Here is a 14,470-nt window from a genome sequence, read left to right as displayed (position 1 = left end):
TAACGCTCTTGTCCCAGGTTCAAATCGTCAGCGGCGAATATTCCTACCTGCCCATCGACCGGGTCCACTTTGGACCCGGCTCAATTTCACGACTATCCGAAGAACTTGACAAGATCAAGTCTCAACGTCCATTCGTAGTAACAGGACAGACTATTGCGGAGAAGACGAGACTCGTCGAGACGGTGGAGAAGGCATCGGGACGGAGACTCGTGAGAGTATTTTCCGGAATCAAACAACACGCCCCGATTAGCGGCATAAAGCGAGCTGTTAGCGAGGCTCAGATGGCTAGAGCGGATTCTCTGATTAGCCTTGGAGGCGGCAGCCCTATCGACTCCACAAAGGTCGTTGTGAAGGAGTTATCGGAAAACTTCGCGAAACCTCTCCTTGCTCACCTCGCGATCCCGACAACCCTCTCAGCCGCTGAATTCTCGTACTCAGCAGGAATGACCGATGAGACCTCGAAAAGAAAGACCGGCGTTCGAGATTCAAGACTTGTTCCACGTTTTATCTTCCTCGACCCGAAGGTCACAGTTGATACTCCTTCCTGGCTCTGGGCCTGTAGTGGAATACGAAGCCTCGACCACGCAGTGGAATCGATCTACTCGCCCAGACACCAACCATACGTCGATACTCTGGCACTCGAATCCATCAGGCTTCTTTTTCAGAATCTCAAACATTCTACGAACAATCCCTCTGAGATGGCCGCGCGCCTTGCGTGTCAAATGGCGGCATGGATGTCCTTCGCCGGAGTCCAAAGCGTAGGAACCGGACTAAGCCACGCGATAGGCCGCGTGATCGGTGCCACCTGGAACATACCTCACGGCATCACATCATGCCTGACGCTTGCCGAGGTGATGAGACATCAGGCTCGGAAACATCCTGACAGGCTAGCTTTGATTGCGAAGGCAGAGGGAGGACTTCCCATAGGACTCAACGAGAACAAACAAGCTCTGTGCGCTGCCGATCGAGTCGAAGAATTGGTCAAAGACCTCGGGCTCTCGAAGAGATTGCGTGATTACGGAATCAAGCGTCAGGATCTACCACAGATTGCAAGAGACGCCTCCGGGCCAGAGGAGTTCTCTACGGCACTAGAAGTTCTTGAGTCCATTCTCTAGCCGCCGGCAAGTTGAAAGCATTTATCGTCAAGAAATTTGGTCAGTCCAGTTCCAAGATTGCGGGATATCAAGGTCTGATTTCATGCCAGGGCTGACTGAAAGACTTCTCTATCGTGTCGCGAAGAGATGGATTGCAGGATACTCGCTTGAAGACGCAATCAGAGTTGCCCACGACGTAAACAACAGAAAACTCAGAGCAATCCTCAACCGGCTAGGCGAGCATACTCCAGACGAGAAGCTCATTCAAGCCTACACCGAGGAATACCTCAAGCTCCTCGACAGGATACAACAAGAGAAAATCGACGGCACAATTTCTGTAAAACCATCCCAGATCGGGCTCGCCGCAAATCCTGCCCTTTACATATCCAATCTCCTCCGAATAGTGGAAAAAGCCGAAACCTATGATCAGTTTGTCTGGATAGACATGGAAAATTCACCGTACGCAGAGGCGACACTAAAGACGTATTCGGAGATTCTTCCCAGTCATCCACGCTTGGGCGTTTGTCTTCAGGCAAACATGAAACGGACCGAGTCCGATCTCGGGGACCTTGTTCTTCGCGGGGGGAAAATCCGACTGGTGAAAGGTGCCTACCCCGAAAGCCAGGAAGTTGCTTTCAAGAAAAGAAGTGATGTTGACGCTAACTATCTCAAGCTCATGGCGACGCTCTTCGAAGAAGGAAACCGTTTCGCCATCGGAACGCATGACGGAAAACTCATCGATAAGGCTAGAGACCTGGCTAAAGATCATAAACGAGACTTTGAGTTTCAGATGTTGAAAGGCATTCGAGATGACATCAAGCCATCTTTGATAGAGGAAGGATATCGGGTAAGCGAGTACATTCCCTATGGACCGGAGTGGTACAACTATAGTAAGCGAAGAATGCGCGAACGAAAACGGAACATTCTACTCCTGCTACGATCAATCACCGGCTAGCTACTAGGTGGACGGAGCAGAGCTTATCTACAGTTTCAAGGCGCCCGCTGAACACTCATCGAGATTAAGCTGAGAAACAGGGCGATTAGTACGGATCAAGTGGACAAGGATTTCATCGCTGATCTTCTGGTATTACTCATAATCCTTATTGTCGTTGTCGGAGGTTTCGCCTATCTTCACACGCCATCGATTCTTCTAGGCGGAGGATTGGCTCTAGTCGTCGCTGTTGCTGCCGAGTTTGTATGGTCTCGCTGATGTCCCCGCGAGTCTCGTAGCTCTCTTTCTCGCCCGCGCTCTACGAGCCTGTCTTTCCCTCTTCTTCTTCGAAGCCGTTTCCCGGCCCATTCGGGAACGAAGAGAAACTAGGAGTTTTCGTACCTCTCCAGCGTACGAATCTTTGGGACCTTTGATGTGTCTGTCTGCGAAGACAGCGCAAAAGAGACCTGCCCAGGCAATCCAGAGCGGAGGCCCGTACCTGCCCGATGCGAGGGATGGTATCGAGGTCAAAAGGTCAACCAGTCCAAATGTCGTTCCAATTCCAACAAGTTCCTTTCCTAACCTGAGATGGTTTGCATAACACAGCAGGCCCCCTAGAAAGACAGTGACTCCTCCGATCTGCACGAGTATCGCAAGGATACCCGCTAGAACCGAGAAAACTGTTAGCCCATTGGAGGAAAGGCTTGTGAATAGTCCAAGCCATGGATTCGACGCGTTACCCGGCACCAAGTTCGATAGAACCGGCCTCGTTAAGGCGAGAATAATGCCGGCAACCATGGCGAGAGCGCTGGAGTATCTGTTGTCAATGTTCACGAATGCCATGGAAGCCTCCCTTCAGTTCGAATTGGATTCTTCCGCTAAAAGGGTACAGATACCCTTCACAAGGCGGGCGCGTGGGTCTTCGCGTTGACCCACTCGATCTCAAGCAACTCGGGAATCTTATCCTCCAGCATCTTCCCGATTTTTTCCCTCAAGCGTCTAATGTCGAGACCTTTGAAATGGTCCAGCCCTCCCAGTTTCCCTCTAGCTCTTCCGAGTATTGAGAGGCAAATTGCTGTTTCGTTTTTCTGGTAATGAACGAGTGCTGCAGCGGTCAAGATCAAGCCTTGAATAATGTCCCGTCCGACGCCTTTCGCAGGATGCCAGATCTCTTCTAGGACTTCGTGGGCTTCCCAGAACCTCTCGTGATTAAACAAGTCAACTCCTTCCAGGAGCATTTCGCCCTCCTCTCTCTTAGGAATGCTGGATTCAAGGGATCTGAGTGTTACCACTTTTGAGACCTTGGCTTCTAGGATGCTCTTGGATCTGTTTAGATCTGCTTGGTTGCCGAAGAAGTCGAACTCGATCGCATTGGCGCTGATCCTCAAGTTTCCGATCTTATGTGCAGACCCCAGTAATTCCCGGATCTTCGCTTCCAGACTCTTAACGTCGTTTGGCGTGTAGGCTTGGTCGTTTGCAAGCCTCACGAGGTATCTCATCATACCCACCTGGTTTCGATCAGCCCGAACTAGCTGAACCCTTGATCCCTAAGGAACTTGATTCGAAGAAGTTCCTCCCCGGTCAATGAGGGAGATTCAGAGGAGGCAAGGTCTTCATCGACCTGCTCACGAGTCTTTGCTCCGGGGATTACCGTCGATACGTCTTTGTGGTCGAGCACGAACCTTACGGCTGCCTGTGCGAGAGTTCTATTCTTCGATTCCAGGAACCTCAACTTGTCCGCTGCAAGTGTGAGTTGGGAAATGTACTCAAGGGGAAAAGTATGGCGGATATCTCCTTGGGAAAAACTTGATTCCGCTTTCAGTTTGCCTGCGAGGAAGCCGTTCGCTAGCGGTTCTCGCGCGATGATACCGACATTGTTCTTAGTTGCTTCGCGAAAGAGTTGGTTCTTGGCCTCTTGTCGCAGGATGCTAAACGCGACTTGAACGGCTCCTAGCTCGCCGTTTCTCATCGCGAGAAGACCTTCCTGTGGATCGTGAATCGAGATACCATAGTGTCTTATTATTCCTGAGGCCTTAAGCTTCTCAAGAATCTTGAAGGCCCTTCCATCCTTGACCAGCTGGGTTGGCGGGTTATGTAGCTGGTATAGGTCAATGTAATCTGAGCCCAATCTTTCGCAGCTTTTTCCCAGCGCAAACTCAAGATAGTCAGCGTTGAAGTTCATCTTAGGAGCTCCGTGGTAAAAATCGCCCCCTACTTTCGTCGCAATGATCACCTCCGATCGATGTCCCCTCAGAGCTTGGCCCAGCAACTCCTCGCTGTGTCCGTGGCCATATACATCGGCCGTATCGAAGAAGTTGCATCCCAACTCTAGCGCTCTTTCAACAGCTGCTAAGGACAGTTTGTCGTCAGTGGGTCCGTAGCTGTTCCCGTGGGCGTTTCCGCCTATCGCCCAGGCGCCGAAGCCTACTTCGCTGACCTTCAGGCCGGTCTTGCCCAGAACTCTATACTTCATTCGAACTTTCCGAAAATGGCAACTGGGGGTTCAATAGATTAACCTTGAATGAGATCGATAAAGAAGATGATCCCTTCTCCTTCATGTCGTAGACTGCATCGGCCGTCAAAATGGGACCCCATCTTGAAGGACAATCTTGGTCCCTTCAAAGATACATGCTCTTTCCAACCAGTGAGGTGGCCATGGCTTTCACCCACTGCAAATAATTCTTTTTCTGTTAACTATTTCTTTTCTGTTAACTAAATCATGACCCCCCAGGAGTCTATTCTTCCCGCGCCCCGCCCTTCGTGAAGCACAGGAAACCCCCACGTTCAACCCTATCAGCCCGACCCTTCTTCCTTCGAGAGCAGGTGCCCGCCTCCACGAGCCAGGCTTCACAGACACAAGAGCATCTGAGAGGTAGGACGGAGCAAGGCTTTGTGGAATCTTTGCCCTGATTGTGCGTCAGGGTGCGCCGGGAGCGGGTTCGGGGGTTACAGCTCGTTGATAGTCTACAAGCGTGAGTTACCTGTCGGGATGAACTTTGGCAGTAAACGTGTCGCCAAAGCCAACAGCAGCCTTCGCGCTGTCAGCGCTCGCAGGGTTAATCACCCTGGTCACAGCTTTCGTAACCATCCAGGCCATTAGCATTTCAATATTCACTGGAACCATGGCCTTGGCGTGGAGCGTCATCGCGGGCATAGCCACCTTCGTAGGTTCTTGGCTGCTGTACAACAACGCGGCCCAGAGGAAAATAGGGTCAATACTCGTGCTCGTCTTCTCCGTAATATCAATGAACTTTGTCGGATTGATCCTAGGCCTCATCGGAGGATTCCTCGGATTTACCTTCAAAGGTACATCCGTGAACACCTCCAATACCTCAGGCCGTTAGCTCAATCCGCCCTAGGCGATAGGGCGGACCTCCTTTCTTTGTCTACTAAGTTAGGCTAAAAGCCATAGTTTTCCACATCCTTAAGTGTAGGATTCATATCATACTTACGTTGCAATGCCGAGAGTAGTTGACATCTCAGAGGCGGATCTCGAGCAGATTAGGGGCTATCAGAGTGTTCAGAGATGGCTTCGAGAGTTGGAAGGGTCTACACTTGTCAATTATCCACGGTATATGGTCATGTTCAAGCGAGCGAGTTCTATGGACCCGGATCAGTTTCTTCAATGGGCGAAGACACGTCCCGACGGTTTCGACACTCTCGATCTTATCGTTAAGACGGCAGAAGGCTTCACAGAGAGCAACAGGATCAACTACATTGTTGCTGGGCGTAGCTTCCTGACTCATAATGGGGTTCGCAACCTGCCCAAACAGAAGCTAAGCTACACTGCTGAAGATTGGCATAGAGGATACCGAAGAGAGGAGATCAAGAAGCTACTCGGCTACTTGGACAGCAAGGTCCACAAGTTGTATGCATACATTGCAATCGAGACAGGGCTTCGGGCCAATACAATTCTTGCTCTCCAATATCACCACGTTATGGAAGATCTCAAGGCTGGAACGGTTCCCTGCGCAGTTAGGTTTGAACCGAAATTCTACCGGGGAACCAAGAAGGCGGGCTTCACCTTTATCGGGAAAAGAACAGTCAGCTTACTCAACGAATGCATCAAGGACAAGCTTGTCGACACGAAACCGGATGCTCGACTCGTACACTTGGTGTACTCGACCATAGTAGAGGTCGTCCAGCGGGCCAAGGAGAAGGCAGGGATCGACCCGAAGGTCCAGCCAAATCACGGATTCCGGAAATATTTCGAAGGGGCACTCGACAGAGCTGAGCTCGACTTCGACGTAAAGCGATTGCTCGAGGGCCACTTTCCTGACGCAAGATCCAAGTCCTACACAGATAGAACATGGGAGACTCTGAGACCCGCCTACGAGAAGGCCTACGCTTTTCTGGATGTTGAAGGCTCAAGTCCAGAGGTTACAACTGAGCTCGGCAACCTTGCTGAGAAGAACATCGAACTGGAAAGGCAACTCAAGGAAGAGAGACGCAGAAGAGAAGCTCTTGAGGAGCTAGTCCCTAAACGGTTGAAGGAACACTCCGCAGATCTGATGACCATGACCATCGAACCGCTTGCAGATAGGATCGATCAATTGGAGAAACTGGTTCGAAAGCTGGTGAGCAAGAAGGAATCCAAGTGAAGATAGTCAGAAGTCTCTATGACGAGAACTGGCGACTATCGGTGGCTCTCGATCACAGGGCCTTCGTTCTAGAATCAGGGGTTCGGGGAATCTTAGACGCTGACTTCAACTCAGAGCTAAAGTATCACAAGGCTCAGTGCAGCGGATGTCGAAACAAGAAGCCGAACATGAATCTCTTCTTAGGGCCCTAGTAACCGCGAATCTTTGGCCTCGTACTGGGTCAATTTGGCAAACCATATTTTTTGGTGTAAAGATACGGCTTGGGCGTGCACTCGCTCAGGTCAACTACTGAGGGAGGAGGAATTTCTCGGAACTACGCTCTCTCAACCATACTATTGCTATATCTGTTTTAACAAACCTTATTTTTCGCACACTCTAGTTTTTCCCCATGGGCACTATAATTCCCCAGTACAAACAGATTGTTGAAGCCGTCCTCAGTGACCACAAAGACCTGATTCACTCCACAGGCAAGCGGAAGTATGTTATAGTCAAGGAACTAATCTCAACCTTTGAGACGAGCTATGGTACGGCCATGACTTTTGCTAGTATTCTCGACCGTCGTCTCAACCCCAAGAACCCGCCCAACTCTCAATAGGCAGTGACATAATATTCGACCTCTGATGCTACTGGCGCATCAGCAAAGGCTTATCTTGCAATTCTGTGCAATTCGCCTCACTCGCGTTGGAGGATAGGGGAAGGCCAGAATAACTTCCGGTAACCCCAACCAAAATGAGTAATCAAGAATAAGCCCAGCAAAGATCTGGGCGTGGACTCTGGGCCTGCGAGCCCATCAAACCGGAACACCGTAGGTCACGCACCGGGTCCTGTTTCCAATGGACCCGTACTTCTCGACGCGGCGAAGGCAGAGAAAAAGAAATACAGATCGCGACTCTCTCCGCAAGCCTACAAGATCGCGGTAGCTTTCCTGAGAGACCGTCAGACTGGTAAGTGCTATGGGACTGACTGTACAGAGATACCTTGGCAGATTCATCATCGAGACGGAAATACGCACAACTGGAACCCTGAGAATTTGCGACTATCTTGTCAAGAGCACAATCCCCGGGGACTAGTGGAGAGTGTAGAGAGAAAGAAGGAAACACTTTGGCCCGACGTGAACGCGTCCTACGAGGTTCGGCGTCATGTCCAGCTCGAAACAGACTTTGAAAAGACACTTGATCGCTTGCTTGACTTGGGACCTGTGACTGTGAAGGAAGCCGAGAATCGGATCGCCAAGATTAATGGATCAACGCAGCCAGTCGTGAGATTGTGGATTGATCGAGAGATCACCCCTGAGGGCTCATTCACTATCTCCGAACGCCAGGTTAGCGATGGCCGTAAGACTCGAACCGAGCAGTACCTAGGGCGCAAGAGAATCCCACAATGAGTGTGATACTTAGAATGATTGATCTAGGGTGGGCTACGACTTTCACCGCAATTGTCGTAGGCAAGGGTGTTGCTCGGATGGTGCAAAAATGGTCGCGGTTCAGTCTCACAGAGTCGGTGTTGAGAGGTAGGTGAAACTGAATGGACGAACAAGAACGGAAGAAAGAGTTCAGGTGGCCTAGTTGGCGGTCGAAAAACGAAGGCTTCTCCAGTGAGTTACACAATATTGGATCCGACAAAGAGGCGAAGGGGACCAGATGGCCGTCATTCAAATTCAAGGTCCCTCAGCTCGGAGAATCCAAGCAGTCTGAGGCAAAAGCGAGGCGAGGCGAGTTTCCGTCTCTGTTGAAGAAGGAGGCAGAGTGAGCCATTGGAGACCCCCTGAAGACCGCGAATAGAGTCCAAGAACGGTCAGGTCGGCGAGAGTCGAATCGAAAGAACCATTCAAAGAACAGTCCTATTGCGCCCCCCAAAAAGTGCTTCCGGCAGAATAGAAGCACGTGTCTATTGAATGGGAAACATTCCGTTCTTCACCGGGCCAAGCGAGCAGGGCTGGTCAAATCGGTCAGGATGACATCCTAGCGATCTTATCGATGAGAGCGGCAATGACATTGGGGTTCTTGCTCTCGTGCAATGCCCATCTGCCATAGCCGCCATAATGATTGACCGCATCAACCCATCTTTGGCGCTGCCGTTTTCTTAGCCCGTGCTTTCTCGTCCTCGAAACCCTTTACTTCAAGTATGATGTTGAGTTGTGTGTTGTCATCCTTCTTCATGTGGATTATGAAGTCGGGAAAATAGTCGTGATTTACCTCCTGGTATTCGTAGGGAAGCGGGGTCAAGCAACAGGAATCCCTTGATCGTTAAACCTGCCAGAACGGACATGAGTGGATTGAATAGGAACAAAACAGAGTCCCCACCGATGGCCGCCCATTTCCCAAATGCTCTTAGGTGACTCAGATTACTGAGCGGGTGATCCTCGCCCGTATGAAGCGTCCTTCTTTCCAGCTTGTCAACGACCTCTTTGCCGAGGTGCAGGCAGGCTGATCCTGCGTCTATGAAGCGGTTGAATGGTTTCCTGACTCTGGAGACTATCCAAGAATGCTGCTGAAGAAAGACCCACTCCTCAAGCAACGTGTTAAGCAAGAACTTATCCTCTCTCTCCCTTGAACGTAACTGCAAAGAGAGACTTTCGAAGAAATCGTGATGTGCGTCCTTGTTAGCAATATGCACTTCAAAGATCGTAAAGAGTTGTCGATGTTCCTGGATCAGACTGAAGAGGTCGAATCGTTCCGTAGGGAAAACGCCGTAAAACCTAGCAAAATATCCCCGCCAAGATTTGTCATCCATCGCGCTTAGAAATTCTAGAAACGATTTAGAGAGATAGAACTCGTAGCGGTACTCCTTCAGTCTCGCCACAAGGTCAAGAGTTCTCTTCGCCTTGGTCCTCGCTAAGAGCAAGGATGGGTCTATCATTACATCTGCCAATTCGCGACCTTCTACCAATCCTGACGAGTTAGCATAATCAGGAGTTTAGCTCTGAGAAGCTCTTAAGATCGAGGTCTTCGAAATCAGACTCATTGGTAGAGAAATTGGGCGAAGTGAGAGTCCTCTTTCAAGGTAGAATCCAGATCAGCCTATGGGCTAGCCAGCCTTTTGCTGGTAAGGCAACAGATTTACCCTATCTTTTCCCAGCCTATGTCGTCTGACCCGGCCTCGAAGCTGAAAACAGGAAGCCTCGGCCCGCTTTCGCTTTTGTTACGGCACGGCCCTGGAGCCAGACGGCAACTCGTCTCAACTGGACGGATAACCGTCCCTCGGAAACGTAGTTCGCAAAGAGATAGGATGCGGTTAATACACCTGCGAGAAACAATGGTTCTACAATCGGGTCAATGAACGGGAACGTAACGTCAAGTGCTACGATCACCCAAAACAACCATGATATTGACGGAATAAGAGTCAGCCAGAGTAGAGAATAGTCACTCGCATCCCTCTTAGCTCCCCGGCCGACTGGAAGCAGGGCGAGCACTTGAAAGAACAAGAAGACGCCCCAGCAGATCACCATGACGAGGAAGACCGGATGGAGCAGAAGCGGGAACTTAAACAGTGGGAATGTGAGATTCTCTGGAACCAGAAAATATGCAAAGAACATCACAGTCCAGAGAGCGATGACAGCATTCCGGAGTTCTTTCTGGGACTCTTCAGGCCACGGTCTATACATTTCTCGGAGAAGAAACGTTGATCTGTCCTTTAAGAATATTCGGCCAGCATGACTGTTCCTATCCTCGTCGTCCGGCCTCTCTTGTGCTGTCCTGACATCAGGTTCGATGTGCACTCTTGAAATAGTCAGATGAATTAAAGGCGTCTGAGGGTTAGGCCGTTCGATCCGCAGAATTGGGCTAGTAGTATCATCTTTCCAAAACAGGACATAGCTACGTTCGGCTTGAATAACCGAGAGATCGTAATTCGGAAGGTGATGGGATAGCGATTGTTACCAATGGGATTGTCCAGTCTTCGCTTCGGGTAGTAACCGTCGAGTCGAGACGCGGGCACAGGGACAGTCTTATTACGCGAAAGGGCCATCCAAAGTAGTGAAGGAGTATGCGGTCGCGACAGGTCAGTTCTAAGACGGATTTGGATGTCATGCTCAAGAGAGCTATGGAGCTGCCGGGCGTGGCCGAGACCATGAAGATGTATGAACACTATAGAGAGACTGTTGCCTCTGCGAAACAATATCTCCGGTTTCCCGAAGCTACTTCGACCGTCTCAGACTCCTCGTCCTAGTGGGGCCCCAAAGGTCAGGGCTTAGAGTGCCACCTTGGGGGACAATTCTCAAAGAGCTGAACGCTCTCAAACAACAGAAGGGTCCCATCGCCTTTGATGAGATCCGACGGAAGTACCTAGTAGCTCTCCAGCAACACACGGGAAGAAGTACTGTTCTTTACGCTGCACGATGGACTCACCCGCTCCCTTTGCCAGTGCCCGTTTCTCCGGAACAAGTAATGATTACCGAAGAGGACATGGAGGGTTTTATGGAGGCTTTCACAGGTCTTTCTCCTGATACCGGCTTAGATATCATTCTACACTCTCCAGGCGGATCTGCTGAAGCCACTGAGGCACTGGTTACCTACATCCGGTCCGAGTTCTCGGACGTCCGTGTGATAATTCCTCATGCTGCGATGTCGGCGGCGACGATGCTTGCCTGCTCCGCAAACAAGATTGTTATGGGTGCCCAGTCGTCGATTGGCCCTATCGATCCTCAATTCACAGTCATTGGTGAGGGCGGAGTTCGAGGGTCTAGCCCTGCACAGGCAATACTGGACCAATTCGCACTCGCAAAGAAGGAATGTCGAGATAGAAACAACCTCGGGGCATGGGTCCCAATGCTCACCCAATACGGGCCTGCATTACTTGTTCAGTGCGAGGAAGCCCTGAAGTTATCCCGGGAACTTGTCAGGAGCTGGCTTGCAAGGTTCATGTTTCACGGCCAGAAGAACGGGAGATGGAAAGCGGGAATGGTCGCAGAGCGGCTAGCGAAGCACGCCACCTTCAAAACTCATGCACGACACATCGGCAGGGATCAGGCACGATCCTACGGACTCGTTGTCGATGATCTGGAGAAGGACCCGGTGCTCGAAGACCTAGTGTTGTCCGTCTTTCACGCTACCAGTCTCACATTCAACGGGACTCCTACCATGAAGCTGATCGAGAACCACTTGGGCAATGCATGGGTCAGACAACTTGCTCTTACCATCTCTCAGCAGCCCACGGCCCTATCCCCTGCAACTCCGTCTCCTCCCCTGCCTCCAGGTCCTTCTCAAAACTGACGTTAGCCAAGATTAGGGCGTCGTTTGCCACAAAAGAGTTCGGGTTGACACATCTCTCTGTGTAGACAAACGCTGAGTAAGCCATGCTTTGCATGGTTGATCTGGACTTGGAGGAGCCAATCTGACAGATAAACAGTGGGTACGGCTAGCTGAGGTGTCGAGTAACCGGAGCGTGGGCTCCACGCGAGGATACTAGGGTATTGATATTTCTGTGAGCCGTATTCTGCCGCTAGCAGCCATGATTAGAACGAAGAGGATAGCAACTATCGTGAACACGACAGCTATCCAGCCGAGTATGCGCCACGGGTCAACATTGGAGTAGACCCAAACTATCGTGTCTACGATTCCCATGAAGCTACAACACTCCGACTCTATTCCCGCAATTCCCAGAGCTAAAGACACGATATTTCCCTGTTGCTTCACTGAACGTCATAGGCAGGTCGCACTTGTGACAGATCAGAGCGTCCACCCGCTCCGCTACACCACTCCTTCTTCGTCGAGATAATTGTTGAATTTTCCTAGCTTTGCTAACGAGAAGTTCCCGTTGCGGCCTATCGCTCGGGTAGACACCGTTCGCTGTCTCTTCGATCTCGATGGCGAGTTTCTCTATCCCTATTCCCATCTTGAGACCACTACGATTGACTTGCCTCCATAAAATGATTCTAAACAGAAAACCAAATCGAACACACGATATTTGAACAGAGACCCCGACTGAAAGTAATCCAAAATCAAATTTGGAATACCTTCAGTTTCTACCGTGTAGAACATCGTATATAGTTAGTCCGCGTATGGTGAATCGGGCCGGGCGAGGCGGTGACTTCGGGCGTTGGAACGCCGGAGACCGGCGGTCTCGAACCCGATGCTCGCCCGTGCCCACTGAAATATTCTGGGTCAGTGAAATGCGCTGATCTGGATCATTTATCTCGTACTACCAGACATTTAACACCTTTCACACCCGACAGTGGTAATACAAGGTGTTACCCTCCACTTCGGGAGTGAAAGTGAAACTAATGTTTTGGAGTCTCCTTGGAAGTCTCCACTAGGTTCTCCGTTCTATGCTCACGATAATGCTTCGTGCAGAACCATTTGTGACAGTCGTCACAGCATAGAAGTGATCCACTTATGCAACCTTCAAACTGACATGGGGATAGCATAGGTAAGGTAAGGACAGGGGACTTTGATTAGTAGTAGAGAAACTCGAACGAGTACCTACAAGCGGTGTTTAAGAGCGCGAAAGTCCAAATTCCTCCTCTATGCTTGGAAGAGTAGACACTCGTAACTGGTTTCAGAGAAATTTCGGTAGAAGATGTCCCGGTTGTGGACAGAAAGGGTTTCTTCAAAAGAAGAGCAGTTCTGTAGTGGATAGGAGAACAGTCCAGAAGCTCTTCCCGAGAGAGAAAACGATCAAGAACCGTGACGAGGACGTCATCAGAACTGAAGAGTGGAAGGAGACTGTATCAGTCATGAGGAGCACTATTCGAGTGGATTGTAGGTGCTCAAACTGCGGAAAGGATAGCTACTACACTGAAGTTGACGACGAAGATCCCGAGGAGTGAAAACTATTCAGAAGGGGGATGGGTTCCCGCTGGGAACATAGCCTCTACTCTCATTTCACGGACTGCTTCTTCATGCTCACGACCATGCTTCTCGCAGAAGAATTTCACACAGCCGGGACAAAGTGACACTGGCTGATTCTTGCAACCTCTGACTTGACAAAGGGCTCCCATAAGCTAGGCGAGGCGTGAGATTTGTTAAGTGAGAGAGAGCAGAACCATTCCGGCAGAAGAGCATGGAGTTTTGTGTGCTGTGTCGTCAGCGGGTCTCTTTGAAAGTGTGGGGTAGAGGCGACGGAAAGAAGATCTATGCTAGGAGCAAGGACGGCTTTGAGTCAGTTAGTGCGTCCACGACGGGTGCATTGCGAAGTTCGAGACCATGAAGTTGGAGCTGACCGCTGTTTACGAGGAAATGCGAAGGGCTCTGGAATATTTATCCGAACGTGTCAATTCTATGCCGGGGGAGGCGGTACGTCGTACGTAGGCCCCTCTCGTCTCCTCCCTGGACTATTGTAAACATCCAGATTTTTTCGGCAGGCAACTTACATTAGCTTATTCGTTGATATCATGATCTATGCCGACGCTAACGGCTATTCCACAGAAACGCCCGAAGCGACAGGAAATACTGCGAGATATAACATACTTTGGAACGCTTTGGGCGGCCATACTTGGGGCTGACTTGGCCGGCGCACCAGAACCAATCAAGTATCTAATTGCTGGGCTATGGACTTTCGTCGTAATCATCGGGGCTACAGCCTATTTCGGCTGGGATCGATTGTATGCCCGAAGATCGTTTCTGAAGGTGTCAGTCTTTGGCGTGATCGCAATTGGTATCCTGATCTATACAGGCTACATAGTTGACAGCCTCGCATTGACTACCTGGCAATGGCTTTCAGTTAGCGGGGTTCTAGTCGTTACTTGGGCAAACTTGTTTGGATTGCTTCTGTTGTTTATGAGCGTGGTAGCATACTACTTGTCGTTTAGAGTCGGGAGTACTATAGCCAAGGAATGGGAGCAGACTCAGCAAGAGGAAAAGGAGATACTCGCGAAGGAAACCGCGTTTAAGGCGACTGAACAGCTT

General features: G+C 50.4%; 20 protein-coding genes. 13 read left to right on the top strand and 7 right to left on the bottom strand.

From position 1 onward, the window contains the following. Positions 1-8 precede the first annotated feature (8 nt). Together VGS11_00235 and VGS11_00230 are read left to right on the top strand one after the other, a co-directional pair. Positions 9-1,115, top strand: coding sequence for an iron-containing alcohol dehydrogenase (locus tag VGS11_00235; protein HEV2118528.1), 1,107 nt, complete (start codon positions 9-11; stop codon positions 1,113-1,115). An 82-nt stretch (positions 1,116-1,197) separates the two neighbouring features. After that, a complete protein-coding gene (locus tag VGS11_00230) occupies positions 1,198-2,049 on the top strand; it encodes a proline dehydrogenase family protein (protein HEV2118527.1) in 852 nt (283 codons plus the stop codon). Between the two features lie 213 nt (positions 2,050-2,262). Here VGS11_00230 and VGS11_00225 read toward each other — a convergent pair whose 3' ends face one another. The 3 genes from VGS11_00225 to VGS11_00215 are packed head-to-tail and all read right to left on the bottom strand — an operon-like array spanning position 2,263 to position 4,498. After that, complete coding sequence (locus VGS11_00225) at positions 2,263-2,868, bottom strand: hypothetical protein (protein ID HEV2118526.1); 606 nt, start codon at positions 2,866-2,868, stop codon at positions 2,263-2,265. A 56-nt stretch (positions 2,869-2,924) separates the two neighbouring features. Further along, positions 2,925-3,527 carry a DUF309 domain-containing protein gene (locus VGS11_00220; GenBank protein ID HEV2118525.1) on the bottom strand — a complete coding sequence of 201 codons (603 nt, stop codon included), beginning with the start codon at positions 3,525-3,527 and terminating at the stop codon, positions 2,925-2,927. Positions 3,528-3,553: 26 nt separating this feature from the next. Further along, positions 3,554-4,498, bottom strand: a complete 945-nt coding sequence (locus tag VGS11_00215; GenBank protein ID HEV2118524.1) for an aldo/keto reductase — start codon at positions 4,496-4,498, stop codon at positions 3,554-3,556. A gap of 535 nt (positions 4,499-5,033) precedes the next feature. Here VGS11_00215 and VGS11_00210 point away from each other — a divergent pair. From VGS11_00210 to VGS11_00180, 7 genes are all read left to right on the top strand, one after another. Further along, positions 5,034-5,369 (top strand): hypothetical protein, encoded by a 336-nt coding sequence (locus tag VGS11_00210; protein ID HEV2118523.1) that lies wholly within the window; start codon positions 5,034-5,036, stop codon positions 5,367-5,369. A gap of 114 nt (positions 5,370-5,483) precedes the next feature. Further along, positions 5,484-6,626, top strand: coding sequence for a tyrosine-type recombinase/integrase (locus VGS11_00205; protein ID HEV2118522.1), 1,143 nt, complete (start codon positions 5,484-5,486; stop codon positions 6,624-6,626). Continuing rightward, positions 6,623-6,817: a hypothetical protein gene (locus VGS11_00200; GenBank protein HEV2118521.1), complete on the top strand. Its 195-nt coding sequence runs from the start codon at positions 6,623-6,625 to the stop codon at positions 6,815-6,817. Before VGS11_00205 ends, VGS11_00200 begins: the two co-directional genes overlap by 4 nt. A gap of 197 nt (positions 6,818-7,014) precedes the next feature. Then, the gene (locus tag VGS11_00195; protein HEV2118520.1) at positions 7,015-7,221 is read left to right on the top strand and encodes a hypothetical protein; all 207 of its coding nucleotides are present in this window, start codon (positions 7,015-7,017) and stop codon (positions 7,219-7,221) included. A gap of 171 nt (positions 7,222-7,392) precedes the next feature. Further along, on the top strand, positions 7,393-8,010 hold the full coding sequence (locus VGS11_00190) for an HNH endonuclease signature motif containing protein (protein HEV2118519.1): 618 nt from the start codon (positions 7,393-7,395) through the stop codon (positions 8,008-8,010). Next, positions 8,007-8,144, top strand: coding sequence for a hypothetical protein (locus tag VGS11_00185; GenBank protein ID HEV2118518.1), 138 nt, complete (start codon positions 8,007-8,009; stop codon positions 8,142-8,144). Before VGS11_00190 ends, VGS11_00185 begins: the two co-directional genes overlap by 4 nt. Positions 8,145-8,150: 6 nt before the next feature. Beyond that, complete coding sequence (locus VGS11_00180) at positions 8,151-8,375, top strand: hypothetical protein (protein ID HEV2118517.1); 225 nt, start codon at positions 8,151-8,153, stop codon at positions 8,373-8,375. 396 nt (positions 8,376-8,771) lie between these two features. Here the strand turns inward: VGS11_00180 and VGS11_00175 are convergent, their stop codons facing one another. Both VGS11_00175 and VGS11_00170 read right to left on the bottom strand, forming a co-directional pair. Further along, on the bottom strand, positions 8,772-9,497 hold the full coding sequence (locus VGS11_00175; protein HEV2118516.1) for a hypothetical protein: 726 nt from the start codon (positions 9,495-9,497) through the stop codon (positions 8,772-8,774). A gap of 208 nt (positions 9,498-9,705) precedes the next feature. Then, on the bottom strand, positions 9,706-10,344 hold the full coding sequence (locus tag VGS11_00170) for a hypothetical protein (protein HEV2118515.1): 639 nt from the start codon (positions 10,342-10,344) through the stop codon (positions 9,706-9,708). Between the two features lie 266 nt (positions 10,345-10,610). Here VGS11_00170 and VGS11_00165 point away from each other — a divergent pair, with 266 nt between their 5' ends. Together VGS11_00165 and VGS11_00160 are read left to right on the top strand one after the other, a co-directional pair. Next, positions 10,611-10,793, top strand: a complete 183-nt coding sequence (locus tag VGS11_00165) for a hypothetical protein (GenBank protein ID HEV2118514.1) — start codon at positions 10,611-10,613, stop codon at positions 10,791-10,793. Between the two features lie 26 nt (positions 10,794-10,819). Further along, positions 10,820-11,836, top strand: a complete 1,017-nt coding sequence (locus VGS11_00160; GenBank protein HEV2118513.1) for a serine protease — start codon at positions 10,820-10,822, stop codon at positions 11,834-11,836. Between the two features lie 192 nt (positions 11,837-12,028). Here the strand turns inward: VGS11_00160 and VGS11_00155 are convergent, their stop codons facing one another. Both VGS11_00155 and VGS11_00150 read right to left on the bottom strand, forming a co-directional pair. Further along, on the bottom strand, positions 12,029-12,187 hold the full coding sequence (locus tag VGS11_00155) for a hypothetical protein (protein ID HEV2118512.1): 159 nt from the start codon (positions 12,185-12,187) through the stop codon (positions 12,029-12,031). 4 nt (positions 12,188-12,191) lie between these two features. Then, positions 12,192-12,458 carry a hypothetical protein gene (locus tag VGS11_00150; GenBank protein HEV2118511.1) on the bottom strand — a complete coding sequence of 89 codons (267 nt, stop codon included), beginning with the start codon at positions 12,456-12,458 and terminating at the stop codon, positions 12,192-12,194. A 736-nt stretch (positions 12,459-13,194) separates the two neighbouring features. Here VGS11_00150 and VGS11_00145 point away from each other — a divergent pair. Further along, positions 13,195-13,392 (top strand): hypothetical protein, encoded by a 198-nt coding sequence (locus VGS11_00145; GenBank protein HEV2118510.1) that lies wholly within the window; start codon positions 13,195-13,197, stop codon positions 13,390-13,392. A gap of 571 nt (positions 13,393-13,963) precedes the next feature. Then, the coding region (locus tag VGS11_00140; protein HEV2118509.1) for a hypothetical protein at positions 13,964-14,470 on the top strand (507 nt) is incomplete at its 3' end.

The organism is Candidatus Bathyarchaeia archaeon (genome assembly GCA_035935655.1).
GTDB lineage: Archaea > Thermoproteota > Bathyarchaeia > 40CM-2-53-6 > 40CM-2-53-6 > 40CM-2-53-6.
The sequence above is the reverse complement of the archived record's forward strand: the minus strand, read 5'-3'. Positions and strand labels throughout refer to the sequence as shown.